Source organism: Allobosea sp. BK604 (assembly GCF_004341515.1).
Classification (GTDB): Bacteria; Pseudomonadota; Alphaproteobacteria; order Rhizobiales; family Beijerinckiaceae; genus Allobosea.
On sequence record NZ_SLZF01000006.1, the window covers coordinates 428,212 to 446,012 of the forward strand.

At 67.4% G+C, this 17,801-nt stretch carries 15 protein-coding genes; 14 read left to right on the forward strand and 1 reads right to left on the reverse strand.

What is annotated here, in order from left to right; translation table 11 throughout:
* Positions 1-236: 236 nt before the first annotated feature.
* On the forward strand, positions 237-1,094 hold the full coding sequence (locus EV560_RS20680; protein WP_131857681.1) for a D-amino-acid transaminase: 858 nt from the start codon (positions 237-239) through the stop codon (positions 1,092-1,094).
* Positions 1,095-1,321: 227 nt separating this feature from the next.
* On the opposite strand, the gene guaD is transcribed toward EV560_RS20680, so the two are convergent.
* Positions 1,322-2,638 (reverse strand): guanine deaminase, encoded by a 1,317-nt coding sequence (gene guaD / locus EV560_RS20690; protein ID WP_131857683.1) that lies wholly within the window; start codon positions 2,636-2,638, stop codon positions 1,322-1,324.
* Positions 2,639-2,752: 114 nt separating this feature from the next.
* Between guaD and xdhA the strand changes: the two genes are divergently transcribed.
* The 13 genes from xdhA (at position 2,753) to EV560_RS20755 (ending at position 17,746) form a co-directional block, all read left to right on the forward strand.
* The gene (gene xdhA / locus EV560_RS20695) at positions 2,753-4,231 is read left to right on the forward strand and encodes a xanthine dehydrogenase small subunit (RefSeq protein ID WP_131857684.1); all 1,479 of its coding nucleotides are present in this window, start codon (positions 2,753-2,755) and stop codon (positions 4,229-4,231) included.
* Positions 4,224-6,575, forward strand: a complete 2,352-nt coding sequence (xdhB, locus tag EV560_RS20700) for a xanthine dehydrogenase molybdopterin binding subunit (RefSeq protein WP_131857685.1) — start codon at positions 4,224-4,226, stop codon at positions 6,573-6,575. Before xdhA ends, xdhB begins: the two co-directional genes overlap by 8 nt.
* Positions 6,572-7,423, forward strand: coding sequence for a xanthine dehydrogenase accessory protein XdhC (gene xdhC, locus EV560_RS20705; protein WP_131857686.1), 852 nt, complete (start codon positions 6,572-6,574; stop codon positions 7,421-7,423). The genes xdhB and xdhC overlap by 4 nt, the downstream gene beginning before the upstream one ends.
* Positions 7,420-8,979 carry an ABC transporter ATP-binding protein gene (locus tag EV560_RS20710; RefSeq protein WP_131857687.1) on the forward strand — a complete coding sequence of 520 codons (1,560 nt, stop codon included), beginning with the start codon at positions 7,420-7,422 and terminating at the stop codon, positions 8,977-8,979. The genes xdhC and EV560_RS20710 overlap by 4 nt, the downstream gene beginning before the upstream one ends.
* Complete coding sequence (locus EV560_RS20715) at positions 8,972-10,048, forward strand: ABC transporter permease (protein WP_131857688.1); 1,077 nt, start codon at positions 8,972-8,974, stop codon at positions 10,046-10,048. The genes EV560_RS20710 and EV560_RS20715 overlap by 8 nt, the downstream gene beginning before the upstream one ends.
* On the forward strand, positions 10,045-10,968 hold the full coding sequence (locus EV560_RS20720) for an ABC transporter permease (protein ID WP_131857689.1): 924 nt from the start codon (positions 10,045-10,047) through the stop codon (positions 10,966-10,968). Before EV560_RS20715 ends, EV560_RS20720 begins: the two co-directional genes overlap by 4 nt.
* A gap of 25 nt (positions 10,969-10,993) precedes the next feature.
* Positions 10,994-12,076: a BMP family ABC transporter substrate-binding protein gene (locus EV560_RS20725; protein ID WP_131857690.1), complete on the forward strand. Its 1,083-nt coding sequence runs from the start codon at positions 10,994-10,996 to the stop codon at positions 12,074-12,076.
* A 288-nt stretch (positions 12,077-12,364) separates the two neighbouring features.
* Positions 12,365-13,537: an ABC transporter substrate-binding protein gene (locus tag EV560_RS20730; protein ID WP_131857691.1), complete on the forward strand. Its 1,173-nt coding sequence runs from the start codon at positions 12,365-12,367 to the stop codon at positions 13,535-13,537.
* Positions 13,538-13,851: 314 nt separating this feature from the next.
* Entirely contained in the window at positions 13,852-14,778 is a 927-nt protein-coding gene (locus EV560_RS20735) for a branched-chain amino acid ABC transporter permease (protein WP_131857692.1), read from the forward strand.
* Complete coding sequence (locus EV560_RS20740) at positions 14,775-15,770, forward strand: branched-chain amino acid ABC transporter permease (protein WP_131857693.1); 996 nt, start codon at positions 14,775-14,777, stop codon at positions 15,768-15,770. The genes EV560_RS20735 and EV560_RS20740 overlap by 4 nt, the downstream gene beginning before the upstream one ends.
* Positions 15,763-16,512, forward strand: coding sequence for an ABC transporter ATP-binding protein (locus EV560_RS20745; RefSeq protein WP_131857694.1), 750 nt, complete (start codon positions 15,763-15,765; stop codon positions 16,510-16,512). Before EV560_RS20740 ends, EV560_RS20745 begins: the two co-directional genes overlap by 8 nt.
* Entirely contained in the window at positions 16,513-17,211 is a 699-nt protein-coding gene (locus EV560_RS20750; protein WP_131857695.1) for an ABC transporter ATP-binding protein, read from the forward strand.
* A 76-nt stretch (positions 17,212-17,287) separates the two neighbouring features.
* Entirely contained in the window at positions 17,288-17,746 is a 459-nt protein-coding gene (locus tag EV560_RS20755) for a cupin domain-containing protein (protein ID WP_131857789.1), read from the forward strand.
* The last annotated feature ends 55 nt before the right edge of the window (positions 17,747-17,801 follow it).

A 17,801-nucleotide genomic window follows, 5' to 3' on the forward strand; every position in this document is an offset into this window, starting at 1 on the left:
AACTCACCGCGTAATCGCGAGCGCAGCGAAGCAAATCCAGGAGCCGTAGAGCTCTACGAGCCTGGATTGCTTCGCTGCGCTCGCAATGACGGAGTGGGCCTTTCGCCTCACTGGTCCGGCGGCCGCCAACGCTGGCCTCTCCCTCCGAAAGAGGGTTCCCCGCGCCAACGTTGGTTCCGCATTAAGCCGGCATGCTCTAGGAAGGACGTCCTCACCTTCACCAAGAGACCGCACCGATGAGCCGCACCGTCTACGTCAATGGCGCCTATCTCCCCGAGGAAGACGCCAGGATCTCGATCTTCGACCGCGGCTTCATCTTCGGCGACGGCATCTACGAGGTCTCGGCCGTGATCGGCGGCAAGCTCGTCGATTGCGAGGCGCATCTCGCCCGGCTCGAGCGCTCATGCGGCGAGATCAGGCTCGCGCTGCCCTGGTCCAAGGCCGAGCTCGTCGCGATCCATGAGGAGCTGATCAAGCGCAACAATCTCGACGAGGGCGGCATCTACCTGCAGGTCTCGCGCGGCGCGGCCGATCGCGACTTCGCCTTCCCGACTGACGCGACGCCGACGCTGGTGATGTTCACGCAGGCCCGCAACATGAGCGGCGCAGCGGCGGCGAAGACCGGCATCAAGGTCGTCTCCTGCGAGGATATTCGCTGGACAAGGCGCGACATCAAGAGCGTCAACCTGCTCGCGCCGGTGCTGGCCAAGCAGTTCGCGGCCGAGAGCGGCGCGCAGGAGGCCTGGATGGTGGAGGACGGCGTCGTCACCGAAGGCGCCTCCTCGACGGCCTGGATCGTCAAGGGCAAGACCCTGGTCTCGCGCCCGCTCTCGAACAAGGTGCTGCCGGGAATCACCCGCAAGGCCGTGCTCGCCTATCTCGGCGAGACCGATTTCAAATTCGAGGAGCGGACCTTCACGCTGGACGAGGCGCTCGATGCCGAGGAGTGCTTCATCACCTCCGCGACCAGCCTGGTGATGCCGGTGGTGCAGATCGACGGCCACACCATCCATAACGGCGCGCCGGGGCCGACGGCGATCAGGCTGCGCGAGATCTATCTCGACTTCGCCAAAAAGGGCGGCGCGCTGGGCTGACCCTGCTGCCGTTGCGGACCCGCGGCGTCATGCTCGCCCTTGTGGCGAGCATCCACGTCTCGAACACCGCCCTCGGCAAGGGAAGACGTGGATGGTCGGGACAAGCCCGACCATGATGGATGACGCTAGAGCATTCGCGCGTTTCTCTGAAACACGAAAATGCTCTATCCCTTTGTTTCGACGCATTTTCTTCACGCGAACCGGTATCCACGTCGCTCGAGAATGCTCTAAATCGCGCCTTCGGGCTTCCCCGCGCGTTCGCCCGCGACATAGGTCGCAACCACGTTCCGCTCGTCGCCCAGGGTGACGAGCACGAAAAGCTCCTCCGCCAGGTCGCGCGTCGTCTCCAGCCGGTGCGCCATCACCCGTGTCGCGGCAGGATCGAGCACCACGACATCGGCCTCGGTGCCCGGCTCAAGCGTGCCGATCAGATGGTCGAGCCCGAGCGCCAGCGCATTGCCGCGCGTGATCGCATGCAACGCGGCGAAGGCCGAGAGCGGCTGCCCCTGCAAATGCAGGATCTTGTAGGCCTCGGCCATCGTCCGCAGCATCGAATAGGAGGTGCCGCCGCCGATATCGGTCGCGACGGCGACATGCACGCCCTCGCGCTTGGCGCGGGCCCAGTCGAACAGGCCCGAGCCGAGGAAGAGGTTCGAGGTCGGGCAGAAGACCGCAACCGCGCCGGTCTCGGCGAAGGCGCGCCATTCATGCTTGGTGTTGTGGATGCAATGGCCCATCAGGCTCTTGCGGCCGAGCAGGCCGAAATCCTGGTAGATGCCGGTGTAATCGTCGGATTTCGGGTAGAGTTCACGCGCGAAGGTGATCTCGGCCTGGTTCTCGTTGATATGGGTCTGGACGAAGCAATCCGGATGCTCGGCCGCGAGCTGGCCGGAGAGTCGCATCTGCTCCGGCGTCGAGGTCACGGCGAAGCGCGGCGTGATCGCGTAGAGCTGCCTGCCCCTGCCATGCCAACGCTCGATCAGCGCCTTGCTGTCGGCATAGCCGCTCTCGGCCGTGTCCGTCAGAGCGGCCGGGGCATGGCGGTCCATCATCACCTTGCCGGCGATCATGCGGGTGTTGCGGCGCTCGGATTCGACGAAAAAGGCCTCGGCCGACTGGGGATGCACCGAACAATAGACCGCGGCTGTGGTCGTGCCGTTCGCGAGCAGCTCGTCGAGCAGGAAGCGGGAGAGCTTCTCGGGATGGCCCTGCTGGGCGAGTTTCTGCTCCTCGACGAAGGTGTATTTATTCAGCCACTCCATCAGCTGCGCGCCATAGGAGGCGATCACCTGCGTCTGCGGCATATGCAGATGCGCATCGATGAAGCCCGGCATGATCAGGTGCGGGCGATGATCGACGATCTCGCTGCCGGCCGGCAGGGTCGGCAGCAACTCGCTGGCCGGCCCGGTGGCCTGGATCAAGCCATCGGACAGGACCAGCAGCCCGTCCTCGAGATAGCGATGGGCCGCCTCGCCCGCCGTCTCGGGATCATCGGTGAACCAGAGCAGGCGGCCGCGAAGGGCGCGAAAGGCTTTTTTGGTCACGGGCGCAGCCTCCGGCTTAAATCACGGTCATATCTGCACTAAATCAAAGCTTCCGGCCAAGCGCCGAACATGCCTAATCTGGAGGCATGACATTGTTCCAGCGGCCAAGCCGCCATGCGTGAGAGACTGCGCTTCTATTTCGGCGAGGAGCTGATCGAGATCGCCTCGTGCGATCCGACGCTGACGCTGCTCGACTGGCTGCGCCTCGAACGGCGCAGGACCGGCAGCAAGGAAGGCTGCGCCGAGGGCGATTGCGGCGCCTGCACCGTGGTGATCGGCCGGCTCGACGGCGGCCGGCTGCGCTATGAGGCGATCAATGCGTGCATCCGCTTCCTGCTGACACTGGACGGCTGCCATCTGCTGACGGTCGAGCACCTGAAGGGCACGGATGGCAGGCTGCACCCGGTGCAGCAGGCCATGGTCGATTGCCACGGCTCGCAATGCGGCTTCTGCACGCCGGGCTTCGTGATGTCTCTCTTCGCACTCTGGCTGAACGAGGACCGGCCGAGCGTCGCTCGGATCGAGGATGCGCTCGCCGGCAATCTCTGCCGCTGCACCGGCTACGAGCCGATCATCCAGGCGGCGCAGCGCCTGTACGAGCGCGGTGACCGCGCCAATGATCGCTTCGCGCTGGCAAGTCCGGCCATGGTGAAGCGGCTCGATGCCCTGGCGGATGGCGAGACACTGGCGCTTGCGGACGGCTCGCGCCGCTTCTTCGCTCCGGCCTCGGTCGAGGCGCTGGCCGATCTGCTCAGCGTCTATCCAGAGGCCGTTCTGGTCGCGGGGGCCACCGATGTCGGGCTCTGGATCACCAAGGGCATGCAGCAGCCGGCGACGGTGATCTATCTCGGCCGGCTCGATGAGCTCAGGACCATCAGCGACCAGGGCGGCCATCTGCGCATCGGCGCGATGGTCAACCATATCGACACCCGCAAGGCGCTGGCGGAGCTCTCGCCACAGCTCGACGAGCTGATGCGCCGCTTTGGCGGCGAACAGGTGCGCAATGCCGGCACGATCGGCGGCAACATCGCCAATGGCTCGCCGATTGGCGACCTGCCCCCGGCCCTGATCGCGCTCGGGGCGACGCTGGTGCTGCGCCACGGCGACGAAGGCCGCGAATTGCCGCTCGAAAACTTCTTCCTCGACTACCGCAAGCAGGACCGGCAGCCGGGCGAGTTCGTCGAAGCCGTGCTGGTGCCGAAGCTGCCGGAGGATGCGCTCTTCCACATCTCGAAGATCTCGAAGCGCTTCGACGAGGATATCTCGGCCGTCTGCGGCGCCTTCCTGCTGCGCTGGGACGCAGGCGGCATCATCACCGAAGCCCGCCTCGCCTATGGCGGCATGGCCGGCATCCCCAAGCGTGCCGCGGCTGCGGAGGCGGCGCTGCTCGGACAGGAGTGGAACGGGACCAGCGTCGCAGCCGCGATCGCCGCGCTGCCACAGGATTTCACGCCGCTGACCGATATGCGCGCCTCGGCCGGCTACCGGCTCAAGGTCGCCGGCAACCTGCTGCGGCGCTTCCTGATCGAGACCTCCGAGCCGGAGACCGAGACCCGCGTCGCCGGGCTGCTCGCGGAGGCCGCCCATGGCTGACGCGCGCAAACGGCTCGATGCGGCGACGGTCGCGCAGCGCGGCCCGGTCGGCAGCGCCAGCCCGCATGACTCAGCCGCCAAGCAGGTGGCGGGCGAAGCCGTCTATATCGACGACATCGCCGCGCCGGTCGGCCTCGCCCATGCCTATCTGGGCTTGAGCCAGATCGCGCATGGCAAGCTGGTTTCGCTCGATCTTTCCGCGGTTCGCAGCGCTCCCGGCGTATTCACGGTGCTGACGGCCGCGGATATTCCGGGTGTCAACGACATCTCCTCGACCCATCGCCATGATGAGCCGGTCTTCGCGACCGATACGATCCTGCATCATGGCCAGCCGCTCTTCGCCGTCATCGCAGAGACGCGCGACCAGGCGCGCCGCGCCGCGGCGCTCGCCAAGGCGGTCTACGAGGAGGCGCCGCCCCATCTCGACGTCGCCGCCGCGCGTGCCGCCGGCTCCGACCTCGTCACCGATCCGCTGAAGCTCGAACGCGGCGATGTCGCCGGCGCGCTCGCGGCAAGCCCGCGCCGGCTGAAGGCCTCGATGGCGATCGGCGGACAGGATCATTTCTACCTTGAAGGCCAGATCGCGCTCGCCATCCCCGGCGAGGACGAGGATGTGCTGGTGCAGTCCTCGACCCAGCACCCGAGCGAGGTGCAGCACATGGTCGCCGCCGTGCTCGGCATCGGCTCGCATGCGGTGACGATCGAGGTCCGGCGCATGGGCGGCGGCTTCGGCGGCAAGGAGACCCAGGCCAACCTCTTCGCCTGCGTCGCCGCGCTGGCCGCGCGCAAGCTATACCGGCCGGTAAAGCTGCGGCCGGACCGCGACGACGACATGGTGATCACCGGCAAGCGCCATGATTTCGTCTGCGATTACGAGATCGGCTTCGACGACGAGGGCCATATCCTCGCCGTCGATGCGGTCTATGCGGCGCGCTGCGGCTGGAATGCCGACCTCTCCGGCCCGGTCACCGATCGCGCCCTGTTCCACATGGACAATTGCTACTTTTACCCGGCGGTAAGAGGCCGTTCGGAGCCCTTGCGCACGCATACCGTCTCGAACACGGCCTTCCGCGGCTTCGGCGGGCCGCAGGGCATGGTCGGGGCCGAGCGCTTCATCGAGGAGGTCGCCTATGCGACCGGGCTCGATCCGCTCGAGGTACGCAAGCGCAACCTCTATGGCGGCGCCGGACGGGACATCACGCCCTACCACCAGCAGGTCGAGGACAATATCGCCGGCCATGTCATCGCCGAGCTGGAGCGAGGCTGCGACTACCGCGCCCGCCAGGCGGCGATCCGCGCGGCCAACCGCACGAGCAAGGTGATCAAGCGCGGCATCGCGCTGACGCCGGTCAAGTTCGGCATCTCCTTCACCGCGACCTGGTTCAACCAGGCCGGGGCGCTCGTCCATGTCTATACCGACGGGACGGTGGCGCTGAACCATGGCGGCACCGAGATGGGCCAGGGGCTCTATATCAAGGTGGCGCAGGTCGTGGCGCAGGCCTTTGGCATCGGGCTCGACCGGGTCAAGATCACCGCGACCACGACCGGCAAGGTGCCGAACACCTCGGCCACCGCCGCCTCCTCAGGCTCCGATCTCAACGGCATGGCGGCGCTCGACGCCTGCGAGACAATCAAGAAAAGGCTCGTCGCCTTCGCCACCGGGCACTGGCAGGTTCCACCCGAGGCGGTCACCTTCCTGCCCGGCTGCGTCCGGATCGGAACGCAGGAGCTGAGCTTCGCCGAGCTGGTGGCGGCCGCCTATATGGCCCGCGTCCAGCTCTCGGCGACCGGCTTCTACGCGACGCCGAAGATCCATTGGGACCGCAAGGCCGGGCGCGGCCATCCCTTCTATTATTTCGCCTATGGGGCGGCCGCCACCGAGGTCGCGATCGACACGCTTACCGGCGAGTATAGGGTCGAGCGCGTCGACATCCTGCATGATTGCGGCACGTCGCTGAACCCGGCGATCGACAAGGGCCAGATCGAGGGCGGCTTCATCCAGGGCATGGGCTGGCTCACCACCGAGGAGCTGGTCTGGGACGAGAAGGGCCGGCTGCGCACCCATGCGCCCTCGACCTACAAGATCCCGGTCGCCTCGGACCGGCCGCGCATCTTCAATGTCGCGCTGCTGGACAACGCGCCGAACCGCGAGCCGACGATCCACCGCTCCAAGGCGGTCGGCGAGCCGCCGCTGATGCTGGCGATCAGCGTGCTGCACGCACTCTCCGACGCCGTGGCGAGCGTCGGGGATTATCGCATCTGTCCGAGGCTCGATGCGCCGGCGACGCCGGAGCGGGTGCTCGATGCGGTCGACCGGGTGCGCGCGGAGGCGGGAGGGCCATGATCGCCCTCTCCGCCATACTCGATGCCCAGCTCGCCGAGGGCGCGATCCTCGTGCGCATCGAGACGGCCGAGGGCTCGACCCCGCGCGAGGCCGGTGCCGTCATGATCGTCACGACTGAGCGCAGCACGGGCACGATCGGCGGCGGGCAGCTCGAATTCCATTGCATCGACATCGCCCGCACCATGCTGGCGGGCGGCGAGCTGTCGCGCCGGCTCGACATTCCGCTCGGCCCGCAAATGGGCCAATGCTGCGGCGGCCGGGTGAGCGTGACCCTGGAGCGTGGCAGCCCGGCGCATGTCGACATGCTGGCGACGGAGGAGGCCGCGAGGCGCGCGCGCCGTCCGGCCATCCTGATCTTCGGCGCCGGGCATACCGGCCGCGTGCTGGCGCGCACCCTGGCGCCCCTGCCCTTCGCGGTGACCTTGATCGACGACCGCGACGACCAGGTCGGCGAGATGCCGGCGGAGATCGCTCGGCTGCGCCTCGATGATCCCGAGCAGGCCATTGCTACCGCCCCGGCCGGCGCAGCCTTCATCGTGCTCACCCATAGCCACGCGCTCGACTACCGGCTGACCGAGGCGGCGCTGCTGCGTGGCGATGCCGCCTATGTCGGCATGATCGGCTCGGCGACCAAGCGCGCCCGCTTCGCATCGAGCTTCCGGCGACGGCACCCGGCCAGCCCCGCGCTGGCCGATCTCACCTGCCCGATCGGCGGCGATGATGTGGACGACAAGCGGCCGGAGGTGATCGCGGCCTTGACGACGGCCGAGCTGGTGCGCTGCTTGCTTGCGCATAAGCGGGCGTCCGAACGGGTCCGAAGGCGATCAGGGGAGAAGGGCTGGAGATGACGGCATCGCCGCGTGACAGGGCAGATGCGCCACCGCGCCTCGCGCTGTCGCAGATCTCCAAGAGTTTTCCGGGCGTGAAGGCGAACGAGGATATCAGCCTCAGCGTCCGCGCCGGTGAAATCCACGCCGTGCTCGGCGAGAACGGCGCCGGCAAGTCGACCCTGGTCAAGATCATCTACGGCGTGCAGCAGGCCGATGGCGGCAGCATCGCCTGGAATGGCGAGACCGTCTCGATTCCCTCGCCCAAGGCGGCACGGCGCCTCGGCATCGGCATGGTCTTCCAGCATTTCTCGCTGTTCGACGCGATGACGGTGATCGAGAACATCGCGCTCGGCCTGGACGAGGCCGTCGATCGCGACGAGCTCAAGGCCCGCGTCGCCAAGGTGCTGGAGAGCTATTCGCTGCCGCTCGATCCGGAGCGGGAGGTGCATACGCTCTCGGTCGGCGAGCGCCAGCGCATCGAGATCGTGCGCTGCCTGCTGCAGAAGCCGAAGCTCTTGATCATGGACGAGCCGACCTCGGTGCTGACGCCGCAGGAGGTGGACAGGCTGTTCGAGACGCTCCGGCAGATCGCGGCCCAGGGCTGCTCGATCCTCTACATCTCGCACAAGCTGCACGAGATCAAAGCACTCTGCGACACCGCGACGATCCTGCGTGGCGGGCGAGTCGTGGGCACCTGCGATCCGAAGGTCGAGACGACGCGGCGCATGGCCGAACTGATGATCGGCTCGGAGCTCCGCAGCATCGAGGGCGCACATGGTGGGACGGCAGGCATGGCGCGGCTTGCCGTCTCCGACCTCTCCATGCCGGGCGAGCCGCCCTTCGGCACCCATCTGAAGGAGATCTCCTTCGAGGCGCGGGCCGGCGAGATCCTCGGCATTGCCGGCGTCGCCGGCAATGGCCAGGCCGAGTTGCTGACCGCGCTCTCGGGCGAGCGGCTGGCCGCGAGCCCGCAGATGATCATGCTCGATGGCAAGCCGGTCGCCACGACGGGCGCGGGCGAACGCCGCGCCGCCGGCCTCGCCTGCGTGCCGGAAGAGCGCAACGGCCATGCCGCCGTGCCCGATTTCTCGCTGGCCGAGAACGCGATCCTGACCGCGCGCTACCGGCTGCCGCTGGCGCCGCAGGGCTTCATTCGGCTCGGCGCCGTCAAGCGCTTCGCGCAGGCCGTGATCGGCCGCTTCGACGTGCGCACCACAGGCCCCGCCGCGCCGGCCCGCGCGCTCTCCGGCGGCAACCTGCAGAAATTCATCATGGGCCGCGAGATCGGCCAGGAACCCGGCGTGCTCGTGGTCTCGCAGCCGACCTGGGGCGTCGATGCCGGCGCCGCCGCCGCGATCCGCCAGGCGCTGGTCGATCTGGCCGCGAAGGGCTCGGCCGTCGTCGTCATCTCGCAGGACCTCGACGAATTGCTGGAACTCGCCGACCGGCTCTGCGTCATCAACGAGGGACGGCTGACGCCGCCGCGCGCCGTCGCCGATCTCAAGATCGAGGAGATCGGCCTGATGATGGGCGGCATCCACGGCCAGCCGGAGGGAGCGGCCGCCCATGCTTGAATGGCGCCGCCGCCGCGAGCCGAGCACGGCGATGCTCTATCTGAGCCCGCTGATCGCGATCGCGCTCACCATGCTCATGGGCACGATCGTCTTCACTGCGATGGGCTATGACGGGCTGACCGCGGTCTATGATTTCTTCCTGCTGCCCTTGCTCGAGCCGCAGCGCTGGCCCGATCTCGGCGTCAAGGCGGCGCCGCTGGTCATGATCGCGCTCGGCCTCGCCATCGGCTTTCGCGCCAATGTCTGGAATATCGGCGCCGAGGGCCAGTACATCATGGGCGCCATCGCCGGCACCGGCGTCGCGCTCGCGACCTATGAGATGAGCGGCTGGTGGATCCTGCCCGCCATGGCGCTCGCCGGCATCCTGGGCGGCATGGCCTGGGCGGCGATCCCGGCTCTCCTGCGCACGAGGCTGCAGGTCAGCGAGATCCTGACCAGCCTGATGCTGACCTATGTCGCGATCCAGGCGCTGTACTATCTCGTGCGCGGGCCGTGGAAGGACCCGGACGGCTTCAATTTTCCGCAGACGCGGATGTTCACGCCGGACCAGACCCTGCCGATCGTGATCCCTGAATCGCTGGTTCATCTCGGCATTCCCGCAGCGCTGCTGATCGCGCTCGTCACCTGGCTGGTACTGGAAAAGACCACCGCGGGCTTTGCCGTGAAGGTCGTCGGCCTTGCCCCCGCGGCGGCCCGCCATGGCGGCTTCAGCGCCGAGCGCACGACCTGGATCACCATGCTGATCGGCGGCGGGCTCGCCGGCCTCGCCGGCATTTTCGAGGCGGCCGGCCCGTTCGGACAGCTCACGCCGCAATTCCCGGTCGGCTATGGCTTCACCGCGATCATCGTCGCCTTCCTCGGCCGGCTGCACCCGCTCGGCATCGTCTTCGGCGGCATCGTGCTTGCCGCGACCTATGTCGGTGGCGAAATCGCGCAGACGACGGTGCGCCTGCCGCAGGCGGCGACCGGCATGTTCCAGGCGCTGCTGCTGTTCTTCCTGCTCGCGACCAATGTGCTGATCACCTACCGGATCGGGCTGAAGGCGAAGCCGGCGAAGGTCGCACCATGAGCGACGCGATCCTCGTCTCGATCATCATGACCCTGGTCGCCTCCTCGACTCCGATCCTGCTGGCGGCGCTGGGCGAGCTCGTGGTCGAGAAGTCCGGGGTGCTCAATCTCGGCGTCGAGGGCATGATGCTCTGCGGCGCGGTCGCGGGCTTCGCCGTCGCCTTCAGCACGGGCTCGATTGCGCTCGGTCTCGTCGCTTCCGTGCTCGCCGGCATCGCCACCGCGATGGTCTTCGCCGTGCTGACGCTGAGCCTGACCGCCAACCAGGTCGCGACCGGGCTGGCGCTGACCATATTCGGCATCGGCACCTCCTCGCTGATCGGCGCCGGCTTCGTCGGCAAGACGATCGAGCGGCTCGGCCCGGTCTTCCCGGCGGCGCTCTCCGAGCATCCCTGGCTGCGCGCGCTCTTCGGCCACGACATCGTCGTCTATCTCTCGCTCGCACTCGTCCTCGGCGTAAGCTGGTTCCTGAGCCGGACGCGGCCCGGCCTGATCCTGCGCGCCGTCGGCGAGAACGACGCCTCGGCCCATGCGATCGGCTATCCGGTCATCGCCATCCGCTATGCGGCGGTCGCCTTCGGCGGGGCGCTGGCCGGGCTCGGCGGCGCCTATTTCTCGCTGGCGCTGACCCCGATGTGGGCGGACAGGCTGACCGCCGGGCGCGGCTGGATCGCGCTCGCGCTCGTCGTGTTCTCGGCCTGGAAGCCGGGCCGGCTGCTGCTCGGCGCCTATCTCTTCGGCGCGGTGATGACCTTCGAGCTCCAGGCCAAGGCCGCCGGCATCTCCTGGATCGCGCCGGAGGTCCTGGCCATGGCCCCCTACCTTGCGACGATTGCGGTTCTGACGATGATGTCGCTAGGACGGAAGACCGGCCGGCTCGATGCGCCGGCCTGCCTCGGCAAACCTTTCTCGGCGCCCTGACGCCGCCCAACAACGGGGAACGAACATGACCAGCATCATCACCCGCCGCAGGTTCAATTTCGGCGCCGGCGCCGCAGCGGCCGCCGCGCCGCTGCTCGGCCGCTCGGCCCTGGCCCAGTCGCCGCTCGGCGTCGGCTTCATCTATGTCGGGCCGATCGGCGACTATGGCTGGAGCTGGACGCATGACCAGGGCCGCAAGGCGCTGGACGCGCATTTCGGCAGCAAGATCAAGACGAGCTTCATCGAGAACGTCGCCGAGGGACCGGACGCGGCGCGCGCGCTGCGCCAGCTCGCGCAGGCCAATAACCAGCTCATCTTCGCCACCTCGTTCGGCTTCATGAACCCGACCGTGCAGGTGGCGAAGCAGTTCCCGAAGCTGAAATTCGAGCACGCCACCGGCTATCAGCGCGCCGACAACCTCGCGACCTACAATGCCCGCTTCTACGAGGGCCGCGCGGTGATCGGCACCATCGCCGGGCACATGTCGAAGAGCGGCAAGGCCGGCTACATCGCCTCCTTCCCGATCCCGGAAGTGGTGATGGGCATCAACGCCTTCACGCTGGCGGCGCGCAAGGTCAATCCCAACTTCACCACCAAGGTGATCTGGGCCTCGACCTGGTACGACCCGGCCAAGGAGGCCGACGCCGCCAAGGCGCTGATCGACCAGGGCTGCGACGTGATCAGCCAGCACACCGACAGCCCGGCCGCGCTCCAGGCCGCCGAGCAGCGCGGCGTCTTCGCCTTCGGCCAGGCCTCGGACATGCGCAGCTTCGCGCCCAAGGCCCAGCTCTCGGCGATCGTCGACGATTGGTCGGGCTATTACGTCAAGCGCGTGCAGGAGGCGATCGACGGCAGCTGGAAGACCGGCGACGTCTGGGGCGGCATCAAGGACGGTTTCGTCAAGCTCGCGCCCTATAACGACGCGGTGACGCCGGCGGCGCGTGCGGCGGCCGACGCCGTGAAGGAGGGCATCGTCTCCGGCAAGCTCCACCCGTTCACCGGCGAGCTCAAGGACCAGAAGGGCACGCTGCGCCTCAAGGCCGGCGAGACCGCGCCGGACGAGATGCTGGCCAAGATGGACTGGTACGTCGACGGCGTGCAGGCCTGAAGCGCGTCATCCCGTGCGCGCCGCGGCACGAAGCGCCGCTGCGCGGGCACGGGACCGCATGAGGAGACGGCGCCCTTTCGTCAGGAGCGACAGGGGTGCCCGTCCTGAAAACGATCCCGCATCCGCGTCGCGGCCTTGCATGCCGCAGCGCGTGCGGGGGGCACAACCCGACGCAATTCCCCTTGCAGATATTTTAAGCTTGAAACAAAATGCCCGCGGCGCCGGCCTGACGAGGAAGGGGATCCTCGCGTGCACGGTGAGTCGCAGGGCCTCGGGAGGCACATGGACATGAAACTCAAACTCGCATTGTCGCTCGGCGCGGGCCTGCTCGCGCTCGGCATCGCCGGCGCGCAGGCGCAGGAGCCGCTCAAGATCGGCGTCGTCAGCGTTCTGACCGGCCCGCAGGCCGCGCTCGGCCAGCAGGTGCGCGACGGCTTCCAGCTCTCGGTCGATCAGCTCGGCGGCAAGCTCGGCGGGCGGCCGGTGCAGATCACCGTGATCGACGACGAGCTCAAGCCCGATGTCGCGGTCAGCAAGGTCCGCGCCTATCTCGAGAGCGGCAAGGTCGATTTCGTCGTCGGGCCGGTCTTCTCGAACATCCTCGGCGCGATCGCCAAGCCGGTGCTCGATTCCGGCGCCTTCCTGATCAGCCCGAATGCCGGCCCCTCGACCCTCGCCGGCAAGGCCTGCAACCAGAACTTCTTCGTGACCTCGTACCAGAACGACCAGGTCCACGAAGTCCTTGGCAAATACGCGCAGGATCAGGGCTACAAGAAAGCCTATATCATGGCGCCGAACTACCAGGCGGGTAAGGACTCGCTCGCCGGCTTCAAGAACTACTTCAAGGGCGAGGTCGTCGACGAGGTCTATGTCCCGCTGACCCAGCTCGACTTCTCGGCCGAGCTTGCCAAGATCGCCGCGGCCAAGCCGGACGTCGTCTTCGCGTTCATGCCGGGCGGGCTCGGCGTCAACCTGGTCAAGCAATGGTCGCAGGCCGGGCTCACCGGCAAGGTGCCGTTCCTCTCCGCCTTCACGGTCGATGAATCGACCTTGCCGGCGCAGCAGGACGCCGCCGTCGGTCTCTTCGGCGGCATGACCTGGGCGCCGAACATGGACAATCCGCAGACGAAGAAATTCGTCGCGGATTACGAGGCGGCCTACAAGATCGTGCCCGGCTCCTATGCCCAGCAGGCCTATGATGCCGGCCTGCTGATCGACTCGGCGCTGAAGGCGACGAAGGGCGACACCGCCGACAAGGACAAGCTGCGCGCCGCGATCAAGAAGGCCGATTTCACCTCGCTGCGCGGCAAGTTCAAGTTCAACACCAATGGCTACCCGATCCAGGACTTCTACCTGGTCAAGGTCGCCAAGCGGCCGGACGGCAAGTTCCAGACCGAGATCGCCCAGAAGGTGTTCACGGATTACGCCGATCCGCATGCCAAGGATTGCGCGCTGAAGTGACGCGATGAATCCTCCGGGAGCCCCTCTCCTGTAGGGAGAGGGGCAGGCTGAGGTGTCGGCCGTTCGACGCTGGAGCCACCCAGACCGCCGTCATTGCGAGCGTCGCGAAGCAATCCAGCTTCGTAGAGTTCGACGGCCCCTGGATTGCTTCGCGGAGCCTGTACTCGGGCTTGCCGAAAGCAAGACCCGGGTGCTCGCAATGACGCGGTTGGCATTTCGCTTTGCTGGTCCAGCGGCCGTCCCCTCACCCCTGCCCTCTCCATCCGGGAGAGGGTTCCCCGCGCTTTTCCGGGCAGGCAATCGCAAAAACCCCGATGACCACCAGTCTCCTCATCGTCCAGATCCTGAACGGGCTCCAGCTCGGCATCCTGCTGTTCCTGGTCGCGGCGGGGCTGACGCTCGTCTTCGGCGTGATGGACTTCATCAACCTGGCGCATGGCGTGCAGTACATGCTCGGCGCCTATCTCGCCGTGACCTTCGTCTCGCTGACCGGGAGCTTCATGCTCGGGCTGGTGCTGGCGCTGGCGGCGGCGCTGGCCTTCGGGCTGGTGCTGGAGTTCCTGGTCTTCCGCCATCTCTATGAACGCGACCATCTCGACCAGGTGCTGGCGACCTTCGGGCTGATCCTGCTGCTGAACCAGGGCGTCAAGATCGTCTGGGGCGCGGCCCCCCTCTCCGTCCCGGTGCCGGAATTCCTCTCCGGCTCGGTCAGGTTGATGGATGGCATCCTCTACCCGACCTACCGTTTCGCGCTGATCGGCGCCGGCCTCGCCGTCGGCGGGCTGCTCTGGTTCATCGTCGAGAAGACGCGCACCGGCATGCTGCTGCGTGCCGGCGCCTCGAATGCGCCGATGGTCTCCGCACTCGGGGTCGACATCCGCAAGCTGTTCATGATCGTCTTCGCCTTCGGCACGATGCTCGCCGGTTTCGCCGGCGCGATGGCGGCGCCGATCCTCTCGGTCGAGCCCGGCATGGGCGATACCGTGCTGATCCTCGCCTTCGTCGTCATCGTCGTCGGCGGCATCGGCTCGATCCGCGGCGCCTTTGTCGGTGCGCTGATCGTCGGCCTCGTCGACACGCTCGGCCGCTCCTTCATGAACGACCTGCTGCGCCTGTTCATGAGCGCCCCCTCGGCGCGCGCCACCGGCGCGGCCCTCTCCTCGATGCTGATCTACCTGGTGATGGCGGTCGTGCTGTTCGTGCGCCCCGAAGGCCTGCTGCCCTCGAAGGGCCGGACATGAGCGCCGCCGACGCCATCGCCGAGGCTCCCAATGTCGCGACGCCGCTGCCGAAGCGGCGGCCGCTTTTCGCGGCGATATTGTTCGTCCTGATCGCGCTGCTGCCGCTCGCCGTGACCTTCGGGTTGCCGGCGCATTGGATGACGCTGGTGACGCGGGCGATGATCTTCGCCATCGCGGCGCTCTCGCTCGATCTCATCCTCGGCGTCGGCGGCCTCGTCTCCTTCGGCCACGCCGCCTTCATCGGCATCGGCGCCTATGCGACCGGGATCTTGATCACCGAAGGCCGGCCCGAGGCGCTGCTGATCCTGCCGGTGATCCTGATCGCCTGCGCCATCTTCGGCGCAATCACGGGGGCGGTCTCGCTGCGCACGCGCGGCGTCGCGTTCATCATGATCACGCTCGCCTTCGGCCAGATGGCGTTCTTCCTGGCGCAGGCGCTCTCGGCCTATGGTGGCGATGATGGCCTGACGCTCCCTGAGCGCAGCACGGTGCTCGGCTACGACCTCTTCGCCAATCGCACGCGCTTCTTCTACGTCGTGCTGGCGGCACTTGCCGGATGCTATGGCCTGGTCAGCATGATCGTCGCCTCGCGCTTCGGCCGGGTGCTGCGCGCCTCGCGCGAGAACGCGACGCGGGTCACCGTGACCGGCTTCGATGTCGGCCGCGTCAGGCTGATCGCCTATGTGATCAGCGGCATGATCGCCGGCCTTTCCGGCTTCTTCCTCGCCAACCAGACCGAGTTCGTCAGCCCGGCCTTCATGTCCTGGCAGCGCTCGGGCGAACTGATCTTCATGGTCGTGCTGGGAGGCACCGGCTCGCTGCATGGCGCAATCGTCGGGGCGATCGCCTTCCTCTTCGCCGAGGACGTGCTCGCGAGCTGGACCGAGCATTGGAAAGCGATCTTCGGGCCGCTGATCGTGCTCTTCGTGCTGTTCACGCGCGGCGGTATCGTCGGCATCCTCGGCAAGCTCGCGGGCCGGCGCGATGGCTGAGCCCGTGCTCACCCTCGACGGCGTCAGAAAGTCCTTCGGCGCGCTGAAGGTCACCGATGGCGTCAGCCTCGCAGTCGCGCCGGGCGAGCTGCACGCGCTGATCGGCCCGAACGGCGCCGGCAAGACCACGCTCGTGCACCAGATCTCCGGCATGCTGCGGCCCGATACCGGCACGATCCGCTTCCGCGGCGCCGACATCACCGCGCTGCCGCCCGAGAAGCGGGCGCGCGCCGGGCTCGCACGCACCTTCCAGATCACCTCGACCATCGCCTCGCTCTCCGTGCTGGAGAATGTCGCGCTCAGCGTCCAGGCGCGGGCAACGCAACCGCTCGCCCTCTTCAGGAACGCGGCGCGCGACGAGCGGCTGAACGGTCCGGCCTGGAAGGCGGTCGAGGCCGTTGGCCTCGCCGAACGTGCCCATGTCCCGGCGGGGCGGCTCTCGCATGGCGAGAAGCGCGCACTCGAGATCGCCATGGCGCTGACGCTGGAGCCGGCCGCGATCCTGCTCGACGAGCCCCTCGCCGGCGTTGGCCGCGAGGAAGGCGAGCGGCTGATCGCGCTGCTGAAGAGCCTGAAGGGCCGCTACGCCATGCTCCTGGTCGAGCATGACATGGAGGCGGTGTTCGCGCTGGCGGACACGGTCAGCGTCCTCGTCTATGGCCGCGTCATCGCCTCCGGCGATCCCGCCGTCGTCCGCGCCGATCCGGCGGTGCGTGAAGCCTATCTCGGCGAGGAGGGCTGAATGCTCATCGTCGAGAACCTAGATGCCGGCTATGGCGAGGCGCAGATCCTGTTCGGGGTCGATCTCGCCATCAACGAGGGCGAGGTCGTGACCCTGCTCGGCCGCAACGGCATGGGCAAGACCACCACGATCCGCGCCATCATGGGGTTGATCCATCCCAAGGCCGGGCGGGTCAGCGTCGCCGGGACAGACCTCACCGGCGCGGCGCCCTTCAAGATCGCGCAGGCCGGCATCGGCCTCGTCCCGGAAGGCCGCCAGATCTTCCCGACGCTCAGTGTCGAGGAGAACCTGGTCGCCACCGCCGCCAGCCGCTTCGGCAGGAAACGCTGGGACATCGAGCGCATCTACGCCTTCTTCCCGCGCCTCAGGGAGCGCCGCGCCAACCGCGGCAACCAGCTCTCCGGCGGCGAGCAGCAAATGCTGGCGATCGGCCGGGCGCTGATGACCAATCCCAGGCTCATCATCCTCGACGAGGCGACCGAGGGGCTGGCGCCGATCATCCGGCAGGAGATCTGGTCCTGCCTCGCGGCACTCAAGGCCGAAGGCGAGTCGATCCTGGTCATCGATAAGAATGTCGATGCGCTGGCGAAGATCGCCGACCGGCATATCGTGCTTGAAAAAGGCCGCGTCGTCTGGCGCGGCTCCAGCGACGACCTGCGCAGCGACAGCGCGGTCAAGGATCGCTTCCTGCATCTGTAGCTTATGTCTTGTCGCGTTATCGTCACGCGAACCGATATCCACTTCGTTCGATGGCGCTTTGGGAGGATAGATCATGATGAAGCCGCTGACCGCCGGCGTGACCAGGGCCAATCAGGGGATCGAGGGCATCTCCTGGAACATCCTGGGCCAGACCTATGTGCCGAAGACGCTGAGCGAGGACAGCTTTTCCTGGCACGCCACCTTCCCGCCCGGCACCTTCGTGCCGCCGCATATCCACCCGACGCAGGACGAGTTCATCTACATGCTCGAGGGTCGGCTCGATCTCGTGCTCGACGGCGAGGAATCGCATGCGCTGCCCGGCGATGTGATCCGGTTGCCGCGCAACGTGCCGCACGGCCTGTTCAACAAGAGCGACGCCACGGTGAAATGCCTGTTCTGGGTTGCACCGACCGCCCGCCTCTACGACCTATTCTGGGCGATCCACTCGATGCCGGAGCAGAACCCGGCAGAGGTCGTGGCGCTCTCGGCCAAGCATGAGATCGATTTCCTGCCGCCCCCGCCCGAAGGCGCGTGACGCCCGCCAGAATCGGCAAACATAGCCGGCAAATTATCTTCGGCCCCTGCCCGGG